Annotated in this window: 24 protein-coding genes and 1 tRNA gene; 13 read left to right on the top strand and 12 right to left on the bottom strand. The window is 53.1% G+C overall.

Going from position 1 to position 26,310, the window contains the following annotated elements; translation table 11 throughout:
• The first annotated feature begins 90 nt into the window (after positions 1 to 90).
• A complete protein-coding gene (locus ACZ5BW_RS10365) occupies positions 91 to 1,266 on the top strand; it encodes a type III PLP-dependent enzyme (protein WP_464539608.1) in 1,176 nt (391 codons plus the stop codon).
• 181 nt (positions 1,267 to 1,447) lie between these two features.
• Here the strand turns inward: ACZ5BW_RS10365 and ACZ5BW_RS10360 are convergent, their stop codons facing one another.
• Positions 1,448 to 2,002, bottom strand: coding sequence for a dihydrofolate reductase (locus tag ACZ5BW_RS10360; protein WP_464539606.1), 555 nt, complete (start codon positions 2,000 to 2,002; stop codon positions 1,448 to 1,450).
• A complete protein-coding gene (locus ACZ5BW_RS10355; protein WP_464539604.1) occupies positions 1,999 to 2,793 on the bottom strand; it encodes a thymidylate synthase in 795 nt (264 codons plus the stop codon). The genes ACZ5BW_RS10360 and ACZ5BW_RS10355 overlap by 4 nt, the downstream gene beginning before the upstream one ends.
• 95 nt (positions 2,794 to 2,888) lie before the next feature.
• On the opposite strand from ACZ5BW_RS10355, the gene ACZ5BW_RS10350 reads away from it, so the two are divergent.
• Entirely contained in the window at positions 2,889 to 4,379 is a 1,491-nt protein-coding gene (locus ACZ5BW_RS10350) for a M17 family metallopeptidase (protein ID WP_464539602.1), read from the top strand.
• A gap of 204 nt (positions 4,380 to 4,583) precedes the next feature.
• Positions 4,584 to 5,678 (top strand): ADP-ribosylglycohydrolase family protein, encoded by a 1,095-nt coding sequence (locus tag ACZ5BW_RS10345; RefSeq protein WP_464539600.1) that lies wholly within the window; start codon positions 4,584 to 4,586, stop codon positions 5,676 to 5,678.
• An 86-nt stretch (positions 5,679 to 5,764) separates the two neighbouring features.
• Here the strand turns inward: ACZ5BW_RS10345 and ACZ5BW_RS10340 are convergent, their stop codons facing one another.
• Positions 5,765 to 6,766 carry a zinc-dependent alcohol dehydrogenase family protein gene (locus tag ACZ5BW_RS10340; protein ID WP_464539598.1) on the bottom strand — a complete coding sequence of 334 codons (1,002 nt, stop codon included), beginning with the start codon at positions 6,764 to 6,766 and terminating at the stop codon, positions 5,765 to 5,767.
• A 152-nt stretch (positions 6,767 to 6,918) separates the two neighbouring features.
• Between ACZ5BW_RS10340 and aroC the strand changes: the two genes are divergently transcribed.
• Positions 6,919 to 8,100, top strand: coding sequence for a chorismate synthase (gene aroC, locus ACZ5BW_RS10335; RefSeq protein ID WP_464539596.1), 1,182 nt, complete (start codon positions 6,919 to 6,921; stop codon positions 8,098 to 8,100).
• A gap of 96 nt (positions 8,101 to 8,196) precedes the next feature.
• On the opposite strand, the gene ACZ5BW_RS10330 is transcribed toward aroC, so the two are convergent.
• The 5 genes from ACZ5BW_RS10330 to ACZ5BW_RS10310 all read right to left on the bottom strand — a co-directional run bounded on the left by ACZ5BW_RS10330 (position 8,197) and on the right by ACZ5BW_RS10310 (position 14,564).
• Positions 8,197 to 11,124 (bottom strand): bifunctional diguanylate cyclase/phosphodiesterase, encoded by a 2,928-nt coding sequence (locus ACZ5BW_RS10330; protein ID WP_464539594.1) that lies wholly within the window; start codon positions 11,122 to 11,124, stop codon positions 8,197 to 8,199.
• Between the two features lie 2 nt (positions 11,125 to 11,126).
• Positions 11,127 to 12,374 (bottom strand): hypothetical protein, encoded by a 1,248-nt coding sequence (locus ACZ5BW_RS10325; RefSeq protein WP_464539591.1) that lies wholly within the window; start codon positions 12,372 to 12,374, stop codon positions 11,127 to 11,129.
• A complete protein-coding gene (locus ACZ5BW_RS10320) occupies positions 12,355 to 12,804 on the bottom strand; it encodes a hypothetical protein (RefSeq protein ID WP_464539589.1) in 450 nt (149 codons plus the stop codon). Before ACZ5BW_RS10320 ends, ACZ5BW_RS10325 begins: the two co-directional genes overlap by 20 nt.
• 150 nt (positions 12,805 to 12,954) lie before the next feature.
• Positions 12,955 to 13,743, bottom strand: a complete 789-nt coding sequence (locus tag ACZ5BW_RS10315) for a PEP-CTERM/exosortase system-associated acyltransferase (protein ID WP_464539586.1) — start codon at positions 13,741 to 13,743, stop codon at positions 12,955 to 12,957.
• 734 nt (positions 13,744 to 14,477) lie between these two features.
• Positions 14,478 to 14,564 (bottom strand) — tRNA-Leu (locus ACZ5BW_RS10310).
• A 56-nt stretch (positions 14,565 to 14,620) separates the two neighbouring features.
• Here ACZ5BW_RS10310 and rnr point away from each other — a divergent pair.
• The 7 genes from rnr to dnaB all read left to right on the top strand — a co-directional run bounded on the left by rnr (position 14,621) and on the right by dnaB (position 20,733).
• Entirely contained in the window at positions 14,621 to 16,828 is a 2,208-nt protein-coding gene (rnr, locus tag ACZ5BW_RS10305; RefSeq protein ID WP_464539582.1) for a ribonuclease R, read from the top strand.
• Between the two features lie 60 nt (positions 16,829 to 16,888).
• Positions 16,889 to 17,635, top strand: a complete 747-nt coding sequence (rlmB, locus tag ACZ5BW_RS10300; protein ID WP_464539580.1) for a 23S rRNA (guanosine(2251)-2'-O)-methyltransferase RlmB — start codon at positions 16,889 to 16,891, stop codon at positions 17,633 to 17,635.
• A 122-nt stretch (positions 17,636 to 17,757) separates the two neighbouring features.
• Positions 17,758 to 18,135: a 30S ribosomal protein S6 gene (gene rpsF / locus ACZ5BW_RS10295; protein ID WP_074973097.1), complete on the top strand. Its 378-nt coding sequence runs from the start codon at positions 17,758 to 17,760 to the stop codon at positions 18,133 to 18,135.
• 63 nt (positions 18,136 to 18,198) lie between these two features.
• Positions 18,199 to 18,444, top strand: coding sequence for a primosomal replication protein N (gene priB, locus ACZ5BW_RS10290; RefSeq protein ID WP_464539577.1), 246 nt, complete (start codon positions 18,199 to 18,201; stop codon positions 18,442 to 18,444).
• Positions 18,445 to 18,482: 38 nt separating this feature from the next.
• Entirely contained in the window at positions 18,483 to 18,767 is a 285-nt protein-coding gene (rpsR, locus tag ACZ5BW_RS10285; protein WP_107762532.1) for a 30S ribosomal protein S18, read from the top strand.
• Positions 18,768 to 18,778: 11 nt separating this feature from the next.
• Positions 18,779 to 19,234, top strand: coding sequence for a 50S ribosomal protein L9 (gene rplI, locus ACZ5BW_RS10280; RefSeq protein WP_464539575.1), 456 nt, complete (start codon positions 18,779 to 18,781; stop codon positions 19,232 to 19,234).
• Between the two features lie 110 nt (positions 19,235 to 19,344).
• Complete coding sequence (gene dnaB, locus ACZ5BW_RS10275; protein WP_464539573.1) at positions 19,345 to 20,733, top strand: replicative DNA helicase; 1,389 nt, start codon at positions 19,345 to 19,347, stop codon at positions 20,731 to 20,733.
• A gap of 154 nt (positions 20,734 to 20,887) precedes the next feature.
• Here dnaB and ACZ5BW_RS10270 read toward each other — a convergent pair whose 3' ends face one another.
• The 3 genes from ACZ5BW_RS10270 to queD form a co-directional block, all read right to left on the bottom strand.
• Positions 20,888 to 22,339, bottom strand: coding sequence for a PhoH family protein (locus tag ACZ5BW_RS10270; RefSeq protein WP_464539571.1), 1,452 nt, complete (start codon positions 22,337 to 22,339; stop codon positions 20,888 to 20,890).
• Positions 22,329 to 22,805: a peroxiredoxin gene (locus tag ACZ5BW_RS10265; protein ID WP_464539569.1), complete on the bottom strand. Its 477-nt coding sequence runs from the start codon at positions 22,803 to 22,805 to the stop codon at positions 22,329 to 22,331. The genes ACZ5BW_RS10270 and ACZ5BW_RS10265 overlap by 11 nt, the downstream gene beginning before the upstream one ends.
• Before the next feature lie 183 nt (positions 22,806 to 22,988).
• A complete protein-coding gene (queD, locus tag ACZ5BW_RS10260) occupies positions 22,989 to 23,438 on the bottom strand; it encodes a 6-carboxytetrahydropterin synthase QueD (RefSeq protein ID WP_464539567.1) in 450 nt (149 codons plus the stop codon).
• A 73-nt stretch (positions 23,439 to 23,511) separates the two neighbouring features.
• On the opposite strand from queD, the gene ACZ5BW_RS10255 reads away from it, so the two are divergent.
• A complete protein-coding gene (locus tag ACZ5BW_RS10255) occupies positions 23,512 to 24,315 on the top strand; it encodes a radical SAM protein (protein WP_464543689.1) in 804 nt (267 codons plus the stop codon).
• Positions 24,316 to 24,391: 76 nt separating this feature from the next.
• On the opposite strand, the gene ACZ5BW_RS10250 is transcribed toward ACZ5BW_RS10255, so the two are convergent.
• Positions 24,392 to 24,679 (bottom strand): helix-turn-helix domain-containing protein, encoded by a 288-nt coding sequence (locus ACZ5BW_RS10250; RefSeq protein ID WP_011381257.1) that lies wholly within the window; start codon positions 24,677 to 24,679, stop codon positions 24,392 to 24,394.
• Positions 24,680 to 25,058: 379 nt separating this feature from the next.
• Between ACZ5BW_RS10250 and ACZ5BW_RS10245 the strand changes: the two genes are divergently transcribed.
• The gene (locus tag ACZ5BW_RS10245) at positions 25,059 to 26,288 is read left to right on the top strand and encodes an aspartate kinase (protein WP_464539564.1); all 1,230 of its coding nucleotides are present in this window, start codon (positions 25,059 to 25,061) and stop codon (positions 26,286 to 26,288) included.
• Positions 26,289 to 26,310 lie beyond the last annotated feature (22 nt).

Below are 26,310 nucleotides of genomic sequence, written 5' to 3'. Positions count from 1 at the left end.
TCATGACAAGCAAAGCAAACCACTTCATCACGGCTGATCTGGTAAACATCCATACTCCCGTAACGTAGCGCCTCCAAAGGAAGGACGATCATGCAAATGCGCAATACCGCTCTACGGCAAACCGTAGAAGCAGAAGAAATATTCGACACCCACCCCGAAGTCAGCCTGGATTTTGAACATGTCCAGGCAGCCCTCAAAAAGGGCTACAGCAAGCCATTCTTGCTGGTTGACAGTAATATCATCCGCAACAAAGCCCGAAGATTCAAAGCCGCCATGCCGCGTGTGCAGCCGCACTATGCGGTCAAGGCCAATCCTGATCCGCGCGTGTTGAAAACGCTGATCGAGGAAGGCGTTGGATTTGAAATTGCCTCCATTTCAGAGCTTGACCTCCTGCTCAGCCTGGATGTGCCTCCTGCGGATATTTATTACAGTAATCCGATGAAGTCGCGTGCGTACCTGGAATATGCCGCAGCCAAAGGTGTGGAGTGGTATGTGCTGGATAGTGTCGAGGAGTTGCGCAAGATCGTCAGCGTGAAGCCGGACGCGAAACTGTATTTGCGGATAGATACGCCCAACATCGGGAGCGATTGGCCGCTCGCCGGCAAGTTCGGCACACATATAGCCGAGATCAAGGAAATCATTGACGAAGCCGCCAACCTCAAGGCTGATATGGCCGGAGTGACCTTTCACGTCGGTTCGCAATGCCGCAATCCACAGAACTGGCGGGTCGGCATCGAACGCGCAATCAAGGTATTCGCCGACATGCGCCAGGCGGGATTGTCACCGCGTTTGCTCAATATCGGCGGTGGCTACCCGGTGCGGCATGTCAAGCCCATTCCATCGATAGAAGTTATCGGTGAAGTCGTGAACGAAGCGATTACGAATCTGCCGGAGAACATTCGCATCATGGCTGAACCTGGACGCTACCTCGTTTCGGATGCGGCCTATTTTGTCTGCCGCGTAGTAGGGACGGCGACTCGTAACGGCAAACGCTGGATGTATTGGGATGCCGGGGTTTTCGGCGGCGTGATCGAGGTCACGGAGGGCTTGCGGTATGAAATTCTTTCCGATCGCACGGGCTCGAGCATCCCCTGGTCTGTAGCGGGGCCAACATGCGATTCGGTCGATATTCTCATGCGCGATGAAATGCTGCCGGAGGATATTGAGGAAGGTGATTTCATCTATATCCCCAATGCCGGCGCTTATACGACAGCCTACGCCAGCAACTTCAACGGCTTTCCTTTGCCAGAGGTTGTCGTCCTGTAACTCAATAAAATCAGGACTCCAGCCTGCCAGCCCGGTTCTGGACAGGCTGGTTCCGGGACGATCAGGCAGCGCAATCGGACAATAATAATAAAAAAGGCGGGTCACAGTTATCTGTGGCCCGCCACTTTTTTTGCGGGAACGCCTGCCAGGAATCAGAATTCCGGGATTCAGAATTCGCGATTCAGAGTCGCTGAGCGCCTTGTTCCTGTTGACCTGCCTTGCGATCGAGTGTGGCAAAATGGTACTCTAACCCATTGTCATCCACGTGCTCTTCGCGCGAGACCTCCCGCCAATCATTCCTGTCAAATTCCGGAAAATACGCGTCACCCTCGAAATCCCTGTGGATCTCGGTCATATATAAGCGATCACATAGCGGCAGCATCTGCTGGAATATGTCAGCACCACCGATGACGAAACATTCGTTCACTTGATCGAGGTGCTTCCCTTCTCCGCTTTTGGTCTGGCTGCAGATGCTCAGCGCCTCTCCTATGGATCTGGCAACCAATGCGCCCGGAACTTCATAATCCGGTTGTCTCGTGATAATGATGCTGGTGCGACCGGGAAGAAGCCGGCCGATGGATTCATACGTCTTGCGTCCCATGATGATGGGATGTCCCATCGTAAGCTCCTTGAAATGCTTGAGGTCGTGCGGCAAGCGCCAGGGGATCGCATTGTTATTGCCGATTATGCGATTTTGCGCCATCGCCGCCAGAACGGAGAGTCGAGGTGTTGTCATACTGCAATGGGCGCCCTGATTGACGGATGAGGATCGTACCCTTCCAGGGTAAAATCCTCGTACCGGAAGTCGAAAACATCCTTGATTGCCGGGTTCAATTTCATCATAGGCAGTTTTTTCGGCGGCCGCCCTAATTGCTCGCGTGCCTGTTCCAGGTGGTTGAGGTAAAGATGCGCATCGCCAAGGGTATGGATGAATTCACCTGCCCGTAAATCGCAGCTCTGCGCCAGCATGAGCGTAAGCAGAGCGTATGAGGCAATGTTGAACGGAACGCCCAGGAAGATATCAGCGCTGCGCTGGTAAAGCTGGCAGGAAAGCTTGTCATCCGCCACATAGAACTGAAACAGCGCGTGGCACGGCGCCAGCTTCATTTCCTGCAGTTCACCCACATTCCAGGACGATACGAGCATGCGGCGGGAATCGGGCGTTTTCCTGATCTGCTCGACCACCTGCCTGATCTGATCGATATGGCCTCCCTTCCCGTCCGGCCATGAGCGCCATTGGCGGCCATATATCGGCCCCAGATTGCCATTCTCATCCGCCCATTCATCCCAGATGGAAACGCCATTTTCGTTGAGATACCTTATATTGGTATCACCTTTCAGAAACCAGAGCAGTTCGTAAATGATGGATTTCAGATGCAGTTTCTTTGTCGTCAACAGGGGAAAACCTTCAGACAGGTCGAAGCGCATCTGGTAGCCGAAAACAGAAAGCGTGCCGGTACCCGTGCGATCGGATTTTTTTTGCCCCTGTTCCAGAACGTGCTGCATGAGATCAAGGTACTGGCGCATCGAAGTCGGTAACGTCAGCGAGTGGAATATAGTAAAAGGAAGCGTCCCGCGTATAATGGGATGAGGTCTCATTCTAACAGAATAAGGGGATTTCAATGCTTGCAGCGCTTGAACAGAAGAATACTCCCTTGGTATCCGTCAGTGATGCAGGCAAGGCTACTCATATTCTGGTGGTATTGCCAGCCCGGACTGAGCCATCGGATGAGCTCGATTTTTTTGGAAAAGATTTGCTGAGCATCTTGTTGTCGCGGCGCAAAATGAAGGCGGAAGAAATCAAAGAGACACCGGTTTCAGCCAATCTCGCGAGTGGGGCGTTATGCGCATGGGTGAGGATCGACCCGGTCAAATCCGTGTTCGAGCAGCAAGTATCAATGCGTAAAGCCTTGCAGTTGTTGCTGGAAGAAAACCCTTCCGAAATAAGCGTTACCGTTTATGGCGACTCCAGTGAAAGGCGAAAGGCCGCGCAACTGGCACTTTACGCGGCATGGATCAACGGTTCATTGCTGCCCTCGCGCAAAACAGGCAAAAAGGAGGAGAGCAGCCGCGGGCTCGAACGAATCGTGCTGCACGGGCACGAGGAAGCGGACAACTTTGCCTTGCTGAAAGCCACGGCGGAAGGAAACCTGCTTACACGCGAGCTTACGGTGCTGCCGCCCAATGAGTTGACGCCAGGGCTCTACCGCAAGCGCATCCAGGAGCTGGCGGCAAGGGAAGGCTGGGATTATCAGGACTTCGATGTCAAAGCGCTGCGCGAGATGGGCGCGGGCGCTTTTGTCGCGGTTGCCCAGGGGAGCGATCCCGAAGACGCGGCCATTGTGCACTTGCGGCGTCGGGTGAGAAAAGTGGACAAAACAGTCGCCCTGGTGGGCAAGGGTATCTGCTTCGATACCGGGGGACATAACCTGAAGCCGGCACGTTACATGCATGGTATGCACGAGGACATGAATGGCTCTGCCGTTTCCCTGGGCATACTGTTGGCTGCAACACGCGCCAACCTCCCTGTAAACATCGATTGCTGGCTTGCCCTCGCGCAGAACCATATCAGTCCGCATGCCTACAAGCAGAACGATGTCATCAGGACGCTCAATGGGACTACTGTAGAGATCGTTCATACGGATGCCGAAGGGCGGATGGTGCTCGCGGACACCCTGACGATGGCGGCAAGAGAGAGGCCCGATATGATGATGGATTTCGCAACACTGACAGGAAGCATGCACGTGGCGCTGGGATCGCGCTACAGCGGTATTTTCAGCAATCGCGAAGAGTTGATGCAGAAGGCGTTGACCGCAGGGAGGGTAACAGGCGAACGGGTCTGGGGATTTCCCCTCGATGCCGATTATGATGTCGAACTGGAAAGCAAGATTGCCGATGTCAGGCAATGCACCCTGGAGAGCGAGGCGGATCACATTCTCGCCGCCAGATTTCTCAACCGCTTCGTGGATGACGTTCCCTGGCTGCACATGGACCTTTCCGCGAGCAATCACAAGGAAGGGTTGGGCGTGGTTGGAAGCCCGGTGACCGGGTTTGGTGTGGCGTGGGGTGTGGAGATGCTCAGGACTTTTTTTCAGGCTCCCTTTAACCTTTAACAGGTGGATAGGTGGATGCAGGCCATATCTTGTTCCCGCTTATCGAGGATGTCCGGATACATGCCTCTTTCTGATTGAGCGGGTTTTGCAGGCCCTCATGCAATCAGTGTAACAAAACAGTTCTTTCGCCTGCTGTTACGCTTCACGGTTCGAAGCTGAAACTTGTATATCGCGAGCATTTCCTGCGAAGAGGAGGATCAGAACATGTCCGACCCTGCCATACAGAATCGTGTCGCCGGCGCCATCATGGGCGCTTTTATCGGAGATGCCCTGGGGCTCGGCCCCCACTGGTACTACGATCTGGCAGTGCTCCGCCGCGACTACGGCGACTGGATTACGACCTATACCGATCCCAAGCCAGGCCGCTACCACAGTGATCTCAAGGCAGGCCAGCTCTCCCAGACCGGTATCATTCTCCGGCTCATGCTGCGCTCGCTCATCGAACGTGGCGGCTATGATGAAGCGGATTTCTGTGGGCGGATGGATGAGGAAATATTCCCATTTCTGAACGGCATGCCCGTGAACGGTCCGGGCGGATATACCCAGCAGTCGATTCGCGACGCCTGGCGCAAGCGTGTCCAGCAGAACCTGCCATGGGGGCAAACGGGAGGCCAAGCCGATACCACTGAAGCGATAGGGCGCACGCTGGCCTTGGCGGTCCGTTACGCCTTCCAGCCGCAGGAGATGGCAGCCTTTATCTCCAGCAATACCCGGCTTACCCAGATCGACGATACCGTGGTTGCCCTGACTGTCGCGTATGGATCGGTATTGGGTCTCCTGGTGCAGGGACACCAGCTCAACAGGAGCCTTTCCGGCAAGCTCATGCGTTCGGCAAGGGCGGGAAAATTACCTTTCCATACGATGGCACATACCGACTTGCAGCCTCCTCAAGAGGATATTCCGTGCGAAAGCGGATACTTCATCTCTCCGGACGCCCTGCTCACGCCCTCATATGTGGCAGCAGCCGCGCTGGATCCGAATATCCAAATAGAGCCGGCATGGAAAGTCTCCATTGTTTATGGCATGACCTGCGCTATTTATCACCAGCTTCCTGCGGCCTATCATCTCACTGCCCGTTTTCCGAATGATTTCGAATCGGCTGTGCTCCACGCAGTGAATGGCGGCGGCGAAAATCAGGCGCGGGCTGCTTTGACCGGCGCACTCGTTGGAGCCCAGGTCGGCTTGTCTGGGATACCCCAGCGCTTCCTCGATGGTCTGGATGAAGGCGAAGCACTCCAGCGTCTTGCGATCGATCTGGGATCGAAAGTGGGGATTTCAACCGGCGGGGGAAAAAGCTGAAAACCGGGAGGAACCCTGGAAACTCAGGTTCTTCTTGAAAACCCGACCTCGGGCAAGTGGTGGAATGCCTTGGAAGAATGAAACCATTACGCAATCTTCAGCACGATCTTGCCCAAGGTATGTCCCCCTTCGATCAAACGATGCGCTTCGGCCGCTTCCACCAAGGGGAGCGTCCGACTGACATGAACCTTGAGGATGCCTTGTTCGAACAACCTCGAGCCTTGCTCCAGTATGCCGGTTTGTACGACACGCGCGGGATGTAAACCGAAGTAAAGGGGAGCAGCCATTTGCACATAGCCGATGCTCAGGTTGCGCAGCCGGGCAGTATTGAGTTGCTTTGCATCACAGGGCGTTGAAAGCAGCGACACTATCCTGCCATACAGCTGGATGGCAGAAAAGGATTTACAGAACGTCTCTCCACCGACAGTATCCAGGACGAGGCTCACGCCCAGCCTCTCCGTCCAATCGAGCGCTGTGTCAACGAAATCATGACGACGATAATCGATTGCAAGTTCGGCGCCCAGCGATTGCGCGAAGACAGCCTTTTTCTCGCTCGAAATTGTCGTGGCAACCCGTGCTTTCAGGTATCGGGCAAGCTGGATGGCGATATGACCCACTCCGCCCGACCCTGCATGAATCAGCGCGGTCTGGCCCTCCTTGAGATTGCCACGCTTTATCAGCGCTTCCCATGCGGTAATCAGAGCCAACGGAACGGCGGCGGCTTCCACCATTGACAGATTCCTGGGTTTCAATGCCAGATAATCTTCATGTACGACCGCGTATTCCGCGTAGTTTCCAGGTGCGCCACCCAGACCGTTATTGAAAAAGAAGACTTCATCACCTGTGCGCACACGAGTCACTGAACTGCCAACGGCTTCAACCACACCTGCCCCATCACATCCGAGGATAGACGGAAGCCTGTCCGGGTAATACATATTGGCCTTGCGCACCTTGGTATCGATCGGGTTTACGCCTGCCGCGTGCAAATTCACCCGGACATCGAACGCGCCAGCAAGATCGGGCATGGGAACATCGGCAGGTGTCAATACCTCTGGTGCGCCCGGAGCATCCATCAGGATGGCTTTCATGATTTCCCTTTATTCTTCTTTCTGGATTGCTGATCGATAATACGCGGTCCATCCTCCGGCTACGGGTGGAACAGGAATGAAAGGCGTACCGGAGGACGGTAAGCTATGGGGATATGTTAAACTTCGGGCCTTGATTTGGCTAGAAAAGTGAAATGTCCGGCAATACTTTTGGCAAACTGTTTTGCGTGACGTCTTTCGGGGAATCCCATGGCCCTGCCATAGGGTGCGTAGTGGATGGTTGCCCCCCGGGAATGGAGCTGTCCGCTGAGGATATCCAGCAGGATCTGGACCGGCGCAAGCCCGGCACCTCCCGTTACGTGACCCAGCGGCGCGAGTCGGACACTGTAGAAATTCTCTCAGGTGTGTTCGAGGGGAAAACTACGGGTACTCCCATTGCGCTGTTGATTCGCAACGAAGACCAGCGCAGCAAGGACTACAGCAAAATCATGGACACCTTCCGCCCTGGGCACGCGGACTATGTTTATTGGCAAAAATACGGCATACGCGATTACCGGGGTGGAGGGCGTTCATCCGCACGCGAAACTGCCGTACGGGTGGCGGCCGCGGCCATAGCAAAAAAATGGCTGGGTGCAAGATATGGAGTGGTAATACGAGGCCATATGGCGCAACTGGGACCTGTCGAGATTCCATTCAAACAATGGGAAGCGGTGGGTGAGAACCCTTTTTTTTCGGCTGACCCGGACATTGTGCCAAGCCTGGAAGAATTCATGGATAAGCTGCGGAAATCAGGCGACTCGGTGGGCGCCAGGATTCGTGTCGTTGCCGAAGGTGTGCCCGTGGGTTGGGGCGAGCCTGTATATGACCGGCTGGATGCCGAAATCGCCTATGCCATGATGAGCATCAACGCGGTTAAAGGGGTCGAAATCGGAGCCGGATTTGCTGCTGTGAGTCAGAAGGGAACCGAGCACTCCGACGAAATCAGTCCCGAGGGCTTCCTCAGCAACAATGCAGGAGGCATATTGGGCGGTATTTCGACGGGACAGGATATCGTCGTGAACATCGCCGTCAAGCCCACTTCAAGCATACGTCTGCCGCGCCGCTCAGTAGACAAGGCAGGCAATCCGGTAATGGTGGAAACTCACGGCAGGCATGATCCATGTGTCGGTATCCGGGCCACACCCATCGCGGAAGCAATGCTCGCCCTGGTATTGATGGACCATGCGCTGCGCCATAGGGCACAAAACGCGGATGTTGCGTGCACAACTCCAAAAATTCCCGGCAAAGCTGGCCGCAAGCAAAGCCAGAAAGAAGACTCAGCCGATAGCGACACAAACGCGGAGTTTGCGGAGGACCCCGAGCCGGACGAGGCGTGAAAGATGCAATGCTTCCAATAGGTCAGGGGGCCGGTGGATGGGATCAACGAGCTGCTTTCTTCAACACATTCCCGGCATGCCAGAGCATGGCTTCCGTCACATCTTCACGAAATCACTGAACGATGTGTCATAAGCGGGAGAGGGTGTTCCAATCAAAAATCCCTGGGCATAGTCGATCTGCATTTTCTCAAGGATTGAAAAAGTCGCTGCATTTTCCACGAACTCCGCTGTTGTCTTCTTTCCGAATCCTCTTGCCACATCGCACAAAGCCTGCACCAGTATTTGGTCATCGGGGCTGTCCGCCAGATTTCGTATGAATGAGCCATCGATCTTTACAACATCGATCGGCAGTTGCCGGATGTAATAGAAGGAGGAGAAACCGACTCCGAAATCATCCAGCGTGAAACTGCAGCCCAGCTTCTTGATCATCTCCATGAGTTCCCGTGCCGCGGGCAAATCCTCGAGTGCCGCTGTCTCGGTTATTTCAAACATGAAATTCGATGGATCCGCGCCATACTCGGCAAATGCATCTTTCAGTATCGGCAGCAGTTCCGGATCGTGAAATGCATGCGCCGACAAGTTTATGGAAAAACGGATGCACTGACCGGCACGCTGTATTTCAGCCGATTGTGCAATCGATTTACGTAAAACCATATGGTCGATGGCATGGATAAGTCCGGTCTGTTCTGCGGCGGGGATAAAAAACTGGGGCGCGAGAATGGTTCCATCATTGTCGATCATGCGCAGCAGCACCTCGTAATGATCGATAGTCCTGCGCCGAATATGCATGATGGGCTGGAAATAGAATAGGAAGCGTTCGTGTGAAAGAGCATACTCAATCTTCTCCTTCCAATAGACGAGTGTATGCATGCGTTCACGTGTTTTCTCCTCATCAGAAAACAAATGCCATCCACCTCGTCCGGCCTCCTTTGCCTGATACATGGCAAGATCGGCTGCGGCCAGGAGATCGTGAACATTGCTACCATGCTCCGGAAAAAGTGCGATACCGACGCTGGCTGAAGCTTTGTGAGTGCGGCCATTTATCGTAATCTTTCCCTGATTCAGGCTCGCAAGCGTATTTTTTGCCACTTCTATCGCCCCTTCGGCCGTGGTTTGGGGCAAAATCACTGCGAATTCATCGCCTCCCAGGCGTCCGAGTATGTCGACGCTGCGAATGTTGCCAAGCACCAAACGCGCGACCATTTTAAGTAAGGCATCCCCCGCCTGATGCCCGCTGGTATCGTTGATGTACTTGAACTGGTCAAGGTCGAAAAAGAGTAAGGCTCCGGAATACCCGTAGCGCGCGGCAAGATTCAGCATCTGTTCCAGCTCTTCCTGGAAGCGGCGGCGATTGAAAAGATCCGTGAGCGGATCATGATCCGCCAGCCAGGCAAGACGCCCTTCAGCGCGCTTGTGTTCCGTCATGTCGAGACCCACCGATAACATTGCGGGGTCATCCTCGGTGTGCCGGGTCAGGCGTGAATGCAGCCACAGAATATTACGAATGGAAGCATCCTTGCATACGATATTCGCTTCATGCCGAAGCTGGTCTCTTCGTTGGCACCGCACCTCTTCCAGGTGAGCGGGAAGATCGTGCAGATTTCCGTCGAGCACCAGAAGATGGAGGAAGGGCGTTCCCTGCAGCTCTTTTTCAGTATACTGAATAAGCGTTTCACCATAGGCATTGAGTGTAAGAATCTCACCGTCCGCTTTTTGCGTGATTACGATCACTTGCGCAATGTCCAGCAGATTGTTGATGAAATCCCTTTCCTTGCTTAGCTCGTCCATCTTGCTCGCCAGTATACGGGTCCTGTCCGCCACCTGATCCTCGAGTTTCTCCAGTTGATGCGACAGGGCCACCGCTGTTTCATCCAGCAGGTCAATCTCATCTTTCATCCATCGTTTCTGGTCGACAGAGCCAAGCTCCAGGCGAAAACTCTTGAAACTGCTGCGGGCCAGAAGAGGGAGAGTAAAAACGATGTGCTTGAGCCGCGACAGCGGCTTGGTGAGAATGATGAACAACAGTATTTCAGAGAGTATGAGCCCGACCAGGCCAATTATCATGTTTTGCTGTGTTGAGCTGTGAATGGTACGGATCGTGGAGGTGATGTCAGTTACAACCATGAAGTGAGCATCGTCTTCCGACATGGCCATTCTCTCCAGAAACAGCGGCTTTATCTGCAAGTGTCTATCGCCCCACGAAACCAGGATGCCCTCCTCGAGGCTCTCCAGGTCCGGATAATTCGCTGCAACATCATCCAGAACAGTAATGTTCATTTCCCTGCTGTGTGCAGCAATCGTGACATTCCAGTTTGCAATTTTTACCTTGCTGCTTTCGGGCAAATCGCCTTTTTCGCTCACCAGCAAGGCGATATCAGCGCCCGAGATATCCTTGAAACCCAGGATCACATCGACCAGGGGGGTCCCGATGACGATCACCCCCACATTGTTACCTTCCACGAGCAGGGGCGCCACGGCAAATTGCATACAGCTGCTGGGGCAGCTGAGGTGGCTTATCGGCTTTTCCTGCGCATTCACCTCGTGTACCCAAGCGGACATCAACGCGTCGTGAGTATGGGGCTGAGAAGTTCCCCAACCTGCCAGTTGCTGATTTGAGCTATCGTAAAAACGCAGCAACTCGATACCTTTGTGGAGTTGCAAAGGCGCCCAATATGGATCAAATGCCTGAGTGACGTATTTTTTGTTACCTGAGAGCAGGCTTTTATCCATTCCTTCCAGGAAAGGAATCAATCCGGCGAGTTGATGCAAATTTATCGAAACCTGGTCAATCAGTCCTTCAACTTCCTTGGCATAGCGCTGGTGCTGGGCGTTTCTCTGGCTCTCGAAGTCATCCATCAGGCTGAGATAGGTAATTCCCGTGAATGAAACCACGATGGCAATCAGTATGAGGCTGCTCAGCAGCAGAACCTTCCACTTCAGTCCCAGAAATTTTTGTGGCTTTTCAAGTGCTATCGCTCCATTTCTTCGCGTAGCCTGATTATGAAAATACTTATCCTGCAGCATGTCTAGAACCGGTAGGAGCCGAGGATGGAAAACAGATTCCAATGCGGCGACAGGTCTCCCGGATTGGGGTTGTCAAGGGTCGAAAGCCAGGCTGTCCCATTCACGCGGTGATACTCGGCGCGCAACATGAACTCCGGTGTGACATTCCAGCGCAGCCCTACGGTAATGTCTTTAGCATACCGCCGATGCGGGTCGCCGCCTGTAGCTGCCGCCCATTTTTTTCCGCTGCGGTCATCGCTGTCCGTATACAGGACATCGTAACGAGCGATCGCCTCCCATTCCGGCGTGATTCGATAAGCTCCCTGAAAGTAATAGCTTTCGCCAAAGAAATCCAGATTGAGTGGCGCGATGCCAAAATTTTTATATTCAAAATGGCGGAGCGCGTATTCCGAAGTGAAGCTCCAGCGTTCTGCGTTATATTGCGCGGAAAAAATGAGAGGTGTAAAGCGAATTGAGCCTGCATGAAGCGGGTCGCCGCTCACGGGATCATAATTTACATTCAACTGCGCCCCGCTGAATGCAAAACGAAGCCTGCCTTCGTCAAGTTCATAATTTACCTGGCCGATATACAATATATCCGGGCTGAGGTGGCCTGGCATTTCATGTCCCAATAGCGCCACCTCAGTTTCTGCGCCACGGACTAGTGGACGTACTGCTCCGAACTGAACAGAGAGATTCCCGATATCGGAACGGTGCTCACCGTACAAGTGCCCACCGTCCGCGGCGATGGCCAGTTTGCGGGTGCGATCAAAATAGATGGATTGAGGTAAAAGTATAGTGGGCCGCGTGAAGGGGACATCGCGCGTGGCATTGTAAAAGCCGAGCGGATTCTTCATCCTGCCCAGGCGAATTCCCATCTTGCTGTTTTCTCCCGATAGAAACGCATAATCAATGAATCCGTAATCGAGCCGGATGTTGCCCGGACTGCCTTTTCCCGCCGTGCGGGAAATCATCTGAACCGAAAACTGGAGGTTGGGCTTGGGCCTCATGGAAGCATTCAGTCCCAGTTCCCTGAAGTCAAAACTTCCGCTATCGGAACTGCTTTTCCCGAAAACGTTATTGTTGTCCGTGCTCTTGAGCCAACTCTGGCTGGCAAACCCATGTATTTGCAGGTTTTGGGGCAAGTTCTGAGGAATCGGCAGTTTTTGCGCGTAAGCAACACAATTCGAAAGGATGGCAGACACCACGACAAGCCGGACAGCATCTCGCGTCAAACAGCGGCGAATGTGGTTACTTGACGTGCAGAACATTGACAGTGCTATCCATTCTGGATCGGGTTAAATAGCCAATTGCTCCGGGTGTGCTACCGACTTTTGCAAGCATTTCCTCTGGAGAAGCGACCGTTTCCGGCGCCTGTCCCGTGCCCGAGAACACCAGCCTATCCCACGCTGCGCGGAGCTGATAGGGAAAGACATTCAGCTTTTCCTTGGAGAATGCGATGTGCAGTGGGGCATCATCCGGAAGCACGAACACATGAATGGGGGTGCCGTCCGGCCAAGTGTGCAGGCGCATGCCGAAGATGGCGCGCAAGACATTTTTGGAGAGGTTTTTTTCGCTGACGCCGGAGTTAGCCACGATCTCATAGGGCTCGACTGCCCGTGCACTGCCTGTCATGTATAACAGACCGAGCAGCAGGCACATAAACGAAATAAAACGTTTAATTTTTATTTTAATTGTCACAATTTTTACTCACCCGGCAGGGATATGCGCACTGAAGTGGTGTGTGGCGACCTTACCTTGGGTTGAGTCGGGACTTTCGGAATGAGAAATAGAGATAAGCAGTGACTCGTGAAGCCGGGCTGTGTCAGGCATGCCGCAAAAGTGCGGCTATTATTTTTCAATATCAGCAAGAATGGCGGAAATGGGTACTTGACTGAGAACCTGGGTTGGGCGCCTTGGAACGATGCTGCCGTAATCTGTAAGAAGTTCCCAGATCTGGTTATGATTTATCCGCATCTTGTCCAACATTATGGACAAGTCATAGTGATAGGGCCGCCGACTGCCATGATACTCGGCCAACGGACCCACAGGATCGTGCTGGAGCCCATAGAGGCTTAACAACCTGTTCAAGGCGGGATCCATGATCGACAGCCAATGGGTAATGTGATGAGTGGCGGACATGCGTACGAGGCCAACAACAAGCGCAAGGATAGGATGAGGGAAACGGCGGGGCTTTTCTGTAGCGCTGTCTCCAACAACTATTTCATTTTCCCGTCTGCCATTGTCACTTTTGCGGCGACGAAACCGCCGCGCGATCAGCAAGCGTGATACTTCAGCCGTTTGTTGTCGGGGTAACCGATTGATATTAAATCCCGGATCCAACTGCGTATGCTGCTCAATTGGGAACAGTTTTTCCGGGGAGAATGGATCGGGAAGTATGAGGCGCGCAGTGCCGACGAAATCGCCGGAAGGACGGTGCTGAAGAAGAATATGAGAGGAATGGACATCGTAATCGTCATGTTCGTACCCATCAAGATAGCGTGACGCTTCAAACCCAGGCAAGCGCTGCTCAATACAGAGTACCTGATAACGAAGGCGAAATACATCTCGCAACAACTCCGGAGTGTCGGCGTCGATAACTTCGAAATATTCGTTAAAGGCGGCCACAATATCGTTCATTTGGATGAGTCCGGGGAACTGTGATTCAAACCGGCAGAATTTAGAATCGACCGGGCGCAACGCAGTTCGGACTGCATCCAGGTTCGGGTTCTTACGGAAATATTCTTGTTCTTGTGTGGATATTTTGTCATCTTTGCCTTATTGAAGCTCCTGACAGAGCGGGCCGTCAGCGGTAACAGAATGAGTGGAATGTATTTACTCACCATGATGGCAACATAAATTGAATTTTCTTGGACACGAATCTTTAACGGCGAGAATCTGCTTCACTTTATCAACCAGATTATCAAGAATGCTTTCCTGCACTTCTCAAATGGCGGATTGAAAGTGCGATCTTTGGATCCAGCAAAGTCCGGTCTACATGCGGCAATGCGGTGCAGGTAGCAGTCTCGCCGGTTTTTTATTCTTTCCTGGTTGAAGTCATATTCGGCAAAAGCTTTTGCCGCAAGCATGTTTGAACCGTCTATTTTGATTTTGCAGGGACCTGTTATGAAACCCTGTTATGAGACAACGGATCGCGGCGCATGAATAGCTGTAAAATTTTACAGCTAGATATTATTTGGTAATGTCGTAGCTAAATGGCCGCAGAGCCTAAGCGTAACAAAAGGAAAAAATGGGCGGGTAGGGGTAATTCCGGAGTGCGATGCGCTGTCCTGCTATACTGAGAAAAGCAGCGCTTCCTGTGCTATTTGGACCGGCAAGGTCAGTACAGGCGGGATCAGCGGGAATGTTTTGATTGGTGCCCAGAAGAGGACTCGAACCTCCACAGTGTTGCCACCGCTAGGACCTGAACCTAGTGCGTCTACCAATTCCGCCATCTGGGCAATGAGCGAATCTGTCCTACGATGGGACAGAGGCGCAATTCTATAGGAAATCAGCTTTGACAATCAAGAAGAAACAAAAGCTCCGCAAGCTTGACCCTTATCTTGAACGGGAAAAAGAGCGTTATGGGCATGCGCTGCCCAGTCGGGAATTCATACTCCAGATGCTCGAAGAGCAGGGCGTTCCCGTACCCGAGGAGGCATTGCAGAACCTGCTCGGAATCACCGAAGAAGAAGACGAAATCTTCAGCCGCCGTCTTTCTGCCATGTTGCGCGAAGGCCAGATCATGCGCAACCGGAAGGGCGATATCTGTATGGTGGAGAAGCTCGATCTCATCAAAGGTAAGATTCAGGGTCACCCGGACGAATTTGGTTTTCTGGTACCCGACGATGGCAGCCCGGATTTATTCTTGAGCGCTAAAGAAATGCGCAAGGCGCTGCATGGCGACCGCGTGATGGTGCGTGAAATTGGGGTTGACCGGCGAGGCCGCAGGGAAGGGGCTATCGTGGAAGTGTTGGAACGTGCTGTAACCCAGTTGGTGGGACGATTGCATGCGGATCACGGAATTCTTTACGTGGAGGCGGAGAACAAGCGTATCAGCCAGGATATTCTGGTACCCAAAGAAGAATCGATGAATGCAAGGGCAGGCCAAGTGGTCATGGTCGAAATCATTCAGCAGCCAAACAAACATGCGCAGCCTATTGGCCGCATCACGGAGATTCTTGGTGACTATACAGCCCCTGGAATGGAGATCGAGATCGCGCTTCGCAAGCACGACTTGCCTTACCAGTTTCCACAGGAAGTGGAAAAGCTTTCGGAACGTCTTCCATCCAAGGTGTTAAAAAAAGACCTGGTCAAGAGGGAAGACCTGCGTCACCTTCCATTCGTGACAATAGATGGCGAAACCGCCCGGGATTTTGACGACGCCGTATATTGCGAGCGCGACGGAAAGGATTACAAGCTTTATGTTGCCATCGCAGACGTCAGCCATTATGTAAAGCCAAGCGATGCGCTCGACCAGGAGGCATACAATCGTGGGAATTCTGTCTATTTTCCGCGACGCGTTATCCCCATGCTGCCGGAAGCGCTATCGAATGGACTCTGTTCGCTCAACCCGGAGGTGGATCGTTTATGCATGGTGTGTGAAATAAGCCTGGATTCTGCAGGCGACTTCAAGGACTATCGTTTTTATCCTGCAGTCATGTTTTCGCACGCCCGGCTTACCTATACAAAAGTGGCGGCCATGCTGGAGAATCCCAAGGGAGAGGAAGCAAAACAATACAAGGATCTTCTGCCGCATATGCAGTTGCTCTACAAATTATTCAAGGTATTGCTGAAAGCGCGAAACCTGCGCGGGGCAATTGATTTTGAAACGATCGAAACGCGCATGATCTTCAACGATGAGGGCAAAATCGAGCGTATCCTGCCTATCCAGCGCAATGACGCGCATCGGCTAATCGAGGAATGCATGCTCGCTGCCAATGTATGTGCCTCCGATTTTCTGCAGAAACACAAGCAGGCGACTCTCTATCGCATTCATGAAGGTCCGACGCCGGAGAAACTGGCCGCCCTGCGTGATTTTCTCAAGGAATTCGGTGTTCAGTTAGGCGGGGGGGATGACCCCAAGGCGAAGGATTATGCTCGTACGTTATCTACAATAAAGGATCGACCCGATGCGCAGCTATTGCAGACCGTCATGCTTCGATCCTTGCGCCAGGCGGTGTACAGTCCCGACAATGTCGGCCATTTCGGTCTGGCGTATGAATCCTACACGCACTTTACGTCCCCCATCAGGCGTTATCCCGATCTGTTGGTACATCGAGCCATCAAGGCTGTCCTGAACAAGGCAGCGTACTCTCCCGGTAACTGGTGCGAGCTGGGCGCGCATTGTTCACAGACGGAGCGGCGGGCGGATGAGGCCACGCGCGATGTCGAAACATGGCTCAAGTGCTATTACATGCAGGACAGAATCGGAGAATGCTTTGAGGGAGTTGTCAGCGGTGTCGCAAGTTTTGGTCTTTTTGTGGCATTGGATGGAATTTATGTCGAGGGACTCGTGCATGTTTCAGAGCTGCCCAGCGATTATTTCCATTTTGACGCAGCCAGGCACATGTTGCTGGGGGAGCGCACCGGGAAGCGCTATCGACTGGGTGACTGGCTCAGAGTCAGGCTGGTTCGAGTCGATCTGGAATCCAGCAGGATAGATTTTGTGCTCGCTGAAAACGCCCCGGCTGCGGGGAAAATAAAAATCGGGGCAGCGAGTTGATTTCCCCGTGAATGTTCCCCCCGTTTATCCTTTTTGCAATTACTCATTACATTACTATAGATGTCCGGCTCACGTTTTATATTCGGTTTCCATGCGATCACCAGTCGGCTACGCCAGAATGCGGCCAGCGTCCGGGAGATTTTCCTCGATGCGGAGCGAAGGGATCAGCGTGCCCGTGATCTGGCGACGCTGGCGGAAACCCAGGGCATACGGTTGATTGCATGCGACACCGCAAGGCTTATGGCTTTGGCGGGCAGTGCCCGGCACCAGGGCGTAGTTGCGCGTATCGACTCCGCCCATGCGTATGTGGATATCGACGATGTGCTCGACACCCTCACTGAGCCCGCGTTGCTTCTGGTGCTGGATGGAATTCAGGATCCTCATAACCTCGGTGCCTGCCTGCGTGTCGCAGATGCTTTCGGTGTTCATGCTGTGATTGCACCGAAAGACCGCGCTGTGGGCCTCACCGCTGCGGTGCACAAGGTGGCAAGCGGGGCGGCGGATAACGTCCCCTATATTTCCGTGACGAATCTTGCCCGTACCCTGCGCGGGTTGAAGCATCGGGGGGTAACGATCCTTGGAACAGCTGCCGATGCCGATACGCAGCTTGGCGTCCTCAAGCTTGATGGGCCCGTCGCATGGGTACTGGGTTCGGAAGAGAAAGGAATGCGTCGGCTGACGCGGGAAAACTGCGATCAGCTTGTTTCGATTCCCATGCTGGGCAGTGTGGAAAGTCTCAACGTTTCCGTGAGTGCGGGCATCTGCCTGTTTGAAACGCACCGCCAGAGATATGCCTCCAGGCCCTGATATAACCCCCGATTAAAATTGATATTTTCCAGCGGGTTGAGTATAGTACCGGCCTCTTTGAAACATTCGACCTTGCCTCACCGTGCCCGCATCACGGGAGGCTTTACCCATAAGGAGACTGCATGCGACATTACGAAATTATATTCATTGTTCATCCCGATCAAAGCGAGCAGGTATCTGCAATGATCGAGCGGTATCGCAGCATCGTGACCGCCAGAAACGGGCAGGTGCATCGCCTGGAAGACTGGGGACGGCGCCAGCTCGCGTACCTGATCCAGAAAGTTCACAAGGCGCATTATGTGCTCATGAACATTGAATGTGATCAGGAAACGCTGGACGAGCTGGAGCACGCATTCAAATTCAATGACGCCATATTGCGCCACCTCACCATCAAAATGGATGAGCCGATTACCGCACCCTCACCCATGATGCGCGAAGAGAAGGCCAAACCCGCTCCGCAGCCCGCAGAGGAAGCCAAGGAAACGACGCTTGCGACCTAGGCTGCCAAGTCGTTGGATTGCAATCGAACTGAAATTTGCGGAACGATCACGGAAATCGGCAGCTTGCGTTATAGCCCGGCTGGAGTGGCAGTAGTCGAACTCAAGATCAGACACGTTTCCCGCCAAATCGAGGCGGGGAAGCCCAGGCAGGTGGAGTGTGAAGTTTCGGCCGTAGCCTTGGCGCAGATGGCTGAAACTGTTGCAGGCCTGGTTCCAGGGGCGACAGTAAAGCTCGCCGGGTTTCTTGCAAGAAAAAGCCGCATGAGTTTGCAGCTGGCGCTGCATGTAAACCGGATCGATCCTATCTAATGGATCTCATTTATAGACAGGAATAGACAGGAAAAATTATGGCACGTTTTTTTTCTAAACGTAAGGATGGCAAGGACAAGGATAAGGACAAGAAGGCTAACCGTCCTCTATTCAAACGCAGGAAGTTCTGCCGCTTTACCGCGGAAGGCATCAAGACAGTCGATTACAAGGACATCGAGTTATTGAAGGATTTCATCAACGAGAACGGCAAGATCATTCCGGCACGCATAACGGGGACGAAGTCCAGGTATCAGCGTCAACTGAGTACTGCCGTGGAGCGCGCCCGCTTTCTGGCATTGCTTCCTTATACTGATTTGCACTGAGGAGAGCTGATATGCAGATCATACTGATGGAGAAAGTTGTCAACCTGGGCCAACTGGGTGACGTTGTAAAGGTTAAAAATGGTTACGCGCGCAATTTCCTTATCCCACAGGGCAAGGCAAAGCGCGCCACCCAGGCGGCTATTGCCGAGTTCGAGGCAAAGCGCGCAGAACTGGAGGAAACCCAGGCGGATATCCTGGCCGCCGCCCAGGCTCGTGCTGCCAAACTGGAAGGATTGATGCTGCAGATCGCTCAAAAGGCAGGCGTGGATGGCAAGTTGTTCGGTTCAGTTACCAATGCGGATATCGAGGATGCGCTGAAAGCCCAGGGTTTTGAAGTTGAAAGGTCCATGATACGCATGCCGCAGGGCTCATTGAAGCAGGTGGGCGATCACTCGGTGACGGTCGTGCTGCACACAGATGTGGCCGCGCATATCGTCGTATCCGTTCTGGGCGAATCGACATCCTGAAAAGGTTTCTGTTTTTCATCTTCAAAAGGGGCTGGCAACAGCCCTTTTTCATTTTTGTGCACTGCAAGCAGTGTTAAAATCCGGACACCCCCGTAACGTCACGTAACTCCATGGCCCAATTTCTCACGGCAGCTTCAAACGACCAATCACTCGAATCATACAAATTGCCACCGCATTCGGTTGAAGCGGAGCAGTCGGTACTGGGCGGATTGATGCTGGACAATCACGCATGGGATAAGGTGGCTGACGTGATCACAGAAGATGACTTCTACCGGCAGGATCACAAGCTCATCTATCGGCATATCTGCAAACTGGTCGAGCATAGCAAACCGGCCGATGTCATCACGGTAGCCGAATCCCTTGAGATATCCGCGGAACTGCAGGGGGTCGGTGGGCTCGCTTACGTCGGGGTCATCGTACAGAACACGCCTTCGGCTGCAAATATCCGACGCTATGCGGAAATCGTGCGTGAACGGTCGATCATGCGCAAGCTTGCCCAGGTAGGCACCGGCATTACCGATTCGGCATACAATCCGGCTGGGCGTTCAGCCGCCACGCTGCTGGATGAAGCCGAGGCCAGGGTTTTTGAAATTGCAGAGGCGGGTGCGCGGGGCAAGCAGGGTTTTATCGATATCCAGCCGCTGCTGAAGGAGGTCGTGGAGCGTATAGAGACGCTCTACAACCAGGATAATCAAAGCGATGTTACCGGAATCGCAACCGGCTTCCATGATCTGGATGAAAAGACTTCGGGCTTTCAGCCTGGCGATCTTGTCATTGTCGCGGGCCGGCCCTCGATGGGCAAGACCGCCTTTTCGCTCAATATTGCCGAGCATGTTGCACTCACGCTCCAAAAGCCGGTAGCGGTATTCAGCATGGAAATGGGAGGCGCGCAACTGGCGATGCGCATGCTGGGCTCCGTCGGAAGACTGGATCAGCACAAGGTGCGTACCGGCCGCCTGCTGGATGAGGATTGGTCTCGCCTGACGCATGCGCTTGGAAAGCTGAACGACGCTCCGCTTTTTATTGATGAAAGTGCCGCTTTGAATGCCCTGGAATTAAGAGCGCGCGCCCGCCGGTTGCATCGCCAGCATGGGGATCTGGGATTGATCGTGGTGGATTATCTCCAGTTGATGTCAGCCGCCAGCCAGGGCGAGAACCGGGCTACGGAGATTTCCGAAATATCCCGCTCCCTCAAGGCTCTGGCAAAAGAACTGCATGTGCCCGTTGTCGCATTATCCCAGTTGAATCGAAGTCTTGAGCAGCGTCCGAACAAGCGTCCAGTCATGTCCGATCTGCGCGAGTCCGGCGCAATCGAACAGGATGCCGATCTGATTCTTTTCATCTACCGGGACGAGGTCTATAACCCAGAGACACAGGACAAGGGAATCGCCGAAATCATTATAGGAAAGCAGCGGAACGGACCGATCGGCAAGGTCGATCTGACTTTTCTGGGCGAATATACCCGATTCGAAAGCTATGCCAAATCAGGGCATTATTAAGACTGCCAGTTCGACTATCTTTCGCTATTGTCAGAACACGTTTCTGGAAGTGCAGCTGTAGGTCAGGCTCTGCCTGACGACTAAAATTTATCCGGCGTAACTCGACCTACCGCCAAGACCGGGGACGGCGCGCAGGTCTTGCCGGCGATAGCGCTTACAGTATCTCCGCAGCATAATCCGCCAGTCTCGAACGTTCGCCGCGTTGCAGCGTCACGTGACCGCTGTGATTCCATCCCTTGAACCGGTCCACTACGTAGGTCAACCCTGAGCTTCCTTCCGATAAATAAGGCGTATCTATCTGCGCGATGTTACCCAGGCACACGACTTTGGTGGCAGGGCCGGCACGGGTAATAAGCGTTTTCATCTGCTTGGGTGTCAGGTTCTGCGCTTCGTCGATTATCAGGAACTTGTTGATGAAAGTGCGCCCCCGCATGAAATTGAGCGATTTTATCTTGATGCGGGAGCGAATCAGATCGAGCGTTGCGGCTCGTCCCCATTCTCCGGCGCTGTTATCCGTCTTGTTGAGCACGTCCAGGTTGTCTTCCAGTGCGCCCATCCAGGGGGTCATCTTTTCTTCTTCGGTTCCAGGCAGAAACCCGATATCTTCACCCACCGGGACCGTCACGCGCGTCATGATGATTTCGGAGTACACCTTGTGCTCCAGTGTCTGCATCAGGCCCGCTGCCAGTGTAAGCAATGTCTTGCCGGTACCTGCCTGTCCCAGCAGGGTGACAAAATCTACTTCCGGGTTCATCAGCAGATTGAACGCGAAATTCTGCTCGCGATTCCGCGCCGTGATGCCCCAGACATTGTTCTTTTGATGAGTAAAATCCTTCAGTGTCTGCAGAACGGCTGTTCTCCCGCTGGTCTCCTTGACCTGCGCGTAAAACGGTTTGTCATGCTCCAGATAAACGAATTGATTGATTACAAAGCTGCCGGCAAGGGGACCGGTTACACGATAAAATGTCTGCCCCGACTGCTGCCAGGACTCCATGTCCTTGCCGTGTTCATCCCAGAAATCCTCGGGCAGTTCCTGAATGCCTGAAAAGAGGACATCGGTGTCTTCCAGAACCTTGTCATTGAAATAATCCTCCGCCGCCAGCCCCAGGGCCCGCGCCTTGATGCGCATGTTGATGTCTTTGGAAACCAGTGTGACAACGCGGTTCTGGTGGGTATCGTGCAAAAACTTGACTGCCCCGATAATCTGGTTATCCGCGCTGCCGCTTGCCAGATATACCGGCAGAACGTTTGTGATCGCCTGCGTCTGGAGGAACAGCCTTCCGGTTGCATTCTTGGTGCCATGCGGCTGTAAGGGAATGCCTTCGTCAATATCCGTTATCGCGCTGCAGACGATTTCGTCCAGAAAACGGCTGGTCTGGCGCGCATTGCGGGCAACCTCCGACATTCCCTTCTTATTGTTGTCGAGTTCCTCGAGGGTGGTCATCGTGATGTAGATGTCATGCTCCTGGAAGCGGAACAGGCTGGTGGGATCATGCATCAGCACATTGCTGTCGAGCACGAACAGCTTGGGCATCAGGCGGGTGACCGGAGCGATGGAAGCAGATGACTTGGAAGCCGTGGAAGAACCGGACTTTCTAGGACTCATGATTCTCGCTGGGCAGGGTTTTCACAAACTCCAGGACTTCCTGGACATGTTCGGGCACTTTGACACTTCGCCATTCGCGCCGCAGTATCCCCTTCGTATCGACTACGAATGTGCTCCGGTCAATGCCGCGGACCTGCTTGCCGTACATGTTTTTCATCTTCATCACACCGAACAGATTGCAAACTGCCTCATCCGTGTCGCTTAGCAACTCGAACGGAAAATTCATTTTTGCCTTGAATTTCTCGTGAGACTTGATGTTGTCACGCGAAATACCCACTATGTCACAATCGGCGTCGGTAAATTCGGTGTAAGCATCCCGGAATTCCTGCCCCTCGGTGGTGCATCCCGGGGTGTCGTCCTTGGGGTAAAAATAGATGACCAGGTTTTTTCCACGGGCTGTCGATAAACGAAATGTCTTATTACTGGTCGAAGGAAGTTCAAAATCGGGAACGGGCTGATTCAGCATTTCAATCCTCAGTGGTTACTCGCGATGTCATGTTAGCAAAAAAAGCATGTGCGGTTGCAACGAAGGGGAGACTCCTCACCTAAAACAGGCGGTCTCAATCCTCTTGATTTCATGAATGCCTGTTCCGGTTACTGCCATGTTGTGATCGATCATCAAACAGTGGATATGGGATGAGATGGACAATCAAAGTTGCCCTCGCACTGCATCTGCCCAGCAGTTGGGAGTTTCGAACAGGCGCACTTGCTCCAGCCTGAGATGATTGCCATAGCGATCCTGATATGCCTCATCGAGTATGTGGAAAGCGGTGAGAGCCAGATTTTCCGCCGTGGGTGGCGTATCCAGCACCACGGTTTTATGGTCTTCCAGGGATTGGAGGAATTCCAGCAACTTGTGGTCTTCCGCATATGCAAGGAACGCATGGTCCCATTTATCCACCAGCACCTTTTTCGCGATGCGTTTGACCTCGGAATAATCCATGACCATGCCTTGCTCGGAGACACCCGGTTCAGTGATAATTTCGCCTGACAGGGTGATTTCTATGACGTAACGATGGCCGTGCAGATGCCGGCACTGGCTCTTGTGGGAAGGTATACGGTGGCCAGCATCGAATTCCAGCCTGCGTGTAATTAACATTATCGGGATTGTAACATTGCAGCAAATTTCCAAACGATTGGATGTAGCAGATCATAGCCGCGATATAACCGGGATGACCTATGTTTATCCCGTTATTTCGCGCCGTGCCGGGGGGGTGTCGATCGGAATCAATCTTAATCCGAACAACGCGTGTAACTGGCGTTGCATCTACTGCCAAGTGCCGAATCTCTCGCGAGGTACTGCTCCCGAGATTGACCTGGCAAAACTTGAAGCCGAGTTGCGGGCTTTGCTGCACGAAATCGTATATGGCGATTTCATGCAAAGGCAGGTGCCTGCCGAGGCAAGGCGTCTCCATGATATTGCTTTATCCGGCAATGGCGAGTCGACCAGCGCAAAGGAATTCGAGCAGGTCATCGAACTGCTCGGGCGGGTAAAAGCCGCTTACGATCTGCCCGAAGCGCTTAAGCTGGTATTGATCACAAATGGCAGTCTGATAGATCGCGACAGTGTCCAGCGCGGGTTGAGCCGGATGTCAACGTTCAATGGCGAAGTATGGTTCAAGCTGGACAGTGTCACCCGCGAGGGGAGACAGCTTATCAACAACACGCGCATGAGCTTGAAAAAGATGCGCAGGAATCTGCAACTGTCTGCATCCCTGTGCCCTACATGGTTGCAGACCTGCGTGTTTCAGATCGACGGGATGCCACCTTCCAGAAATGAATCTGAAGCGTATTTGAGATTTATCGAGGAATTCGTGAGCGAGGGGAGAGTACTCGAAGGGGTGCTTCTGTACGGTCTTGCACGTCCATCCTTGCAGCCGGAGGGACCACGGCTCACGAAGATCAGGCAGGAGTGGATGGAGGCATTTTCGGAACAAATAAGACGCCGGGGACTCGCTGTAAAGCTGAATCCATAGCTTGAACTTTTCTCCTTCCTGATTCTCCGATGAAAGCTTGAGCAGTGATCCGGACAGGTTTCCGGTATTTATTGTCCTACTGCTTGGCCTTGGAGGCTTTCTTCAGACTCTTGTACAGTTCAGGATCCTTGCTTTTCAGTAAGGCCGCAACAGCCAGATCGTCTTTCTTGATCTTGGAGAGATCGATGTGCTCGATATGCACCAGGCGTACCAGTTCCCTTACCGGTCTGGGCATATTTCGTCCACTCTCATAACGGGAGCCACCGCTTTGGGTGACACCGACCTTGCTCCAGAAATCATGCTGATTGAGACCCAGCTTGCGTCGAATTTCACGAGGATTGGATATTTCTTCGAAGAGTTTCATTGGGCATCCCGACAGGTTATGTAGTTAGAATAGGCGCGCTTTTATGTTATAGGAGTATTGCACATACATAAATTTAATTTGTTTTTTTATTCTATGCAAGTATTATGAAACCCCTGAATCAATCAGGTTTTCCCTGAATGGAGCGGCTCCACGCCCTGAATTTGAGCTGCGTCAATATCCTGGAGGTTTTTCCGGTTATCATTTTGCATATCATGGAACCTGGAAAAAGCTTCTGCAAAGGTTCTCGGGTTTTCTTTCCGGTATTCCGGTAATAAGGTAAAATTCGAACACAATATCCATGCCGGGATTTAAGTCCTAAATTGATCCGACATATGGCATTTTGCCCGCGGCTTTGCCATTCTCAGTTAAGCAGGTTATCGTGACATTTATTGTTCAAAAATATGGCGGCACATCGGTGGGCAGCACGGAGCGCATCAAGAATGTCGCGCGCCGGGTGGCGAGATTCCAAGCTCGGGGCGATCAGGTAGTGGTCGTGGTGTCCGCCATGAGCGGAGAGACAAATCGTCTTATTGCGCTGGCCAGGGAATTCCAGGCTCATCCGGATCCCCGCGAAATGGATGTCATGGTTTCCACCGGGGAGCAGGTTTCTGTCGCTCTGCTATCAATGGCGCTGATGGATCTGGGCATCAGGGCGAAGAGCTACACCGGCCCCCAGGTGCGCATTCACACCGATAGCGCTTATACCAAGGCGCGCATACTCAAAATCGATGAGGACAAAATACGCGCCGACCTCGATGCGGGATATGTAGTGGCGGTAGCGGGCTTTCAGGGAGTGGACGAGACAGGCAGTATCACCACATTGGGTCGAGGCGGTTCCGACACCACAGCTGTTGCCCTCGCGGCAGCGCTCAAGGCGGATGAATGCCAGATCTATACGGATGTAGACGGGGTTTACACGACCGATCCCCGCATTGTGCCCGAAGCGCGCAGACTCAAGACGATTACCTTTGAAGAAATGCTTGAAATGGCAAGCCTCGGTTCCAAGGTGCTGCAAATCCGCGCAGTGGAGTTCGCGGGCAAATACAAGGTTAAATTGCGGGTGCTCTCCAGTTTCGAGGAGGAAGGAGAGGGTACCCTCATCACTTTCGAGGAAGAAAAAAACATGGAGCGGGCGATTATTTCAGGCATCGCATTCAATCGTGACGAAGCCAAGATTACGGTGCTGGGTGTACCGGACCGTCCCGGTATCGCCTATCAGATTCTCGGCCCCGTGGCGGATGCAAATATCGATGTGGACATGATCATCCAGAATGTCGGCCACGATGACATGACCGATTTTTCGTTTACCGTGAATCGCAATGAATGTGCGAGAACCATGGATATTCTGAAAAATCAGGTGCAGCCTCATATCGGCGCCCGGGGTGTGATCGGGGGTGACAGAATCGCGAAAGTCTCGGTGGTAGGCGTCGGCATGCGTTCGCACGTGGGCATTGCCAGCAGAATGTTCCGTACGCTGGCGGAAGAAGGTATCAACATCCAGATGATCTCCACTTCGGAAATAAAGATTTCCGTAGTCGTGGATGAAAAATACATGGAATTGGCTGTGCGGGTGTTGCACAAGATATTCGAACTCGACCAGATATCATGATATTCCTCTTACTGCGTTTCTT

It is taken from the genome of Nitrosospira sp. TNL300 (assembly GCF_055385915.1).
The sequence above is the reverse complement of the archived record's forward strand: the minus strand, read 5'-3'. Positions and strand labels throughout refer to the sequence as shown.

Bases quoted from the DNA above. Each gene is read 5' to 3' on its own strand.
- rplI (WP_464539575.1), top strand. From the start codon at position 18,779: ATGCAGATCATACTGATGGAGAAAGTTGTCAACCTGGGCCAACTGGGT.
- ACZ5BW_RS10350 (WP_464539602.1), top strand. From the start codon at position 2,889: ATGCTTGCAGCGCTTGAACAGAAGAATACTCCCTTGGTATCCGTCAGT.
- ACZ5BW_RS10355 (WP_464539604.1), bottom strand. From the start codon at position 2,793: ATGCGCCAGTACCTTGATCTCATGCAGCACGTTCTGGAACAGGGGCAA.
- ACZ5BW_RS10270 (WP_464539571.1), bottom strand. From the start codon at position 22,339: ATGAGTCCTAGAAAGTCCGGTTCTTCCACGGCTTCCAAGTCATCTGCT.
- rlmB (WP_464539580.1), top strand. From the start codon at position 16,889: ATGTCCGGCTCACGTTTTATATTCGGTTTCCATGCGATCACCAGTCGG.
- ACZ5BW_RS10315 (WP_464539586.1), bottom strand. From the start codon at position 13,743: ATGAACGATATTGTGGCCGCCTTTAACGAATATTTCGAAGTTATCGAC.
- ACZ5BW_RS10255 (WP_464543689.1), top strand. From the start codon at position 23,512: ATGACCTATGTTTATCCCGTTATTTCGCGCCGTGCCGGGGGGGTGTCG.
- ACZ5BW_RS10365 (WP_464539608.1), top strand. From the start codon at position 91: ATGCAAATGCGCAATACCGCTCTACGGCAAACCGTAGAAGCAGAAGAA.
- queD (WP_464539567.1), bottom strand. From the start codon at position 23,438: ATGTTAATTACACGCAGGCTGGAATTCGATGCTGGCCACCGTATACCT.
- ACZ5BW_RS10250 (WP_011381257.1), bottom strand. From the start codon at position 24,679: ATGAAACTCTTCGAAGAAATATCCAATCCTCGTGAAATTCGACGCAAG.
- ACZ5BW_RS10340 (WP_464539598.1), bottom strand. From the start codon at position 6,766: ATGAAAGCCATCCTGATGGATGCTCCGGGCGCACCAGAGGTATTGACA.
- ACZ5BW_RS10360 (WP_464539606.1), bottom strand. From the start codon at position 2,002: ATGACAACACCTCGACTCTCCGTTCTGGCGGCGATGGCGCAAAATCGC.
- rpsR (WP_107762532.1), top strand. From the start codon at position 18,483: ATGGCACGTTTTTTTTCTAAACGTAAGGATGGCAAGGACAAGGATAAG.
- aroC (WP_464539596.1), top strand. From the start codon at position 6,919: ATGTCCGGCAATACTTTTGGCAAACTGTTTTGCGTGACGTCTTTCGGG.
- ACZ5BW_RS10265 (WP_464539569.1), bottom strand. From the start codon at position 22,805: ATGCTGAATCAGCCCGTTCCCGATTTTGAACTTCCTTCGACCAGTAAT.
- rpsF (WP_074973097.1), top strand. From the start codon at position 17,758: ATGCGACATTACGAAATTATATTCATTGTTCATCCCGATCAAAGCGAG.
- ACZ5BW_RS10325 (WP_464539591.1), bottom strand. From the start codon at position 12,374: ATGTTCTGCACGTCAAGTAACCACATTCGCCGCTGTTTGACGCGAGAT.
- ACZ5BW_RS10345 (WP_464539600.1), top strand. From the start codon at position 4,584: ATGTCCGACCCTGCCATACAGAATCGTGTCGCCGGCGCCATCATGGGC.
- dnaB (WP_464539573.1), top strand. From the start codon at position 19,345: ATGGCCCAATTTCTCACGGCAGCTTCAAACGACCAATCACTCGAATCA.
- ACZ5BW_RS10330 (WP_464539594.1), bottom strand. From the start codon at position 11,124: ATGCTGCAGGATAAGTATTTTCATAATCAGGCTACGCGAAGAAATGGA.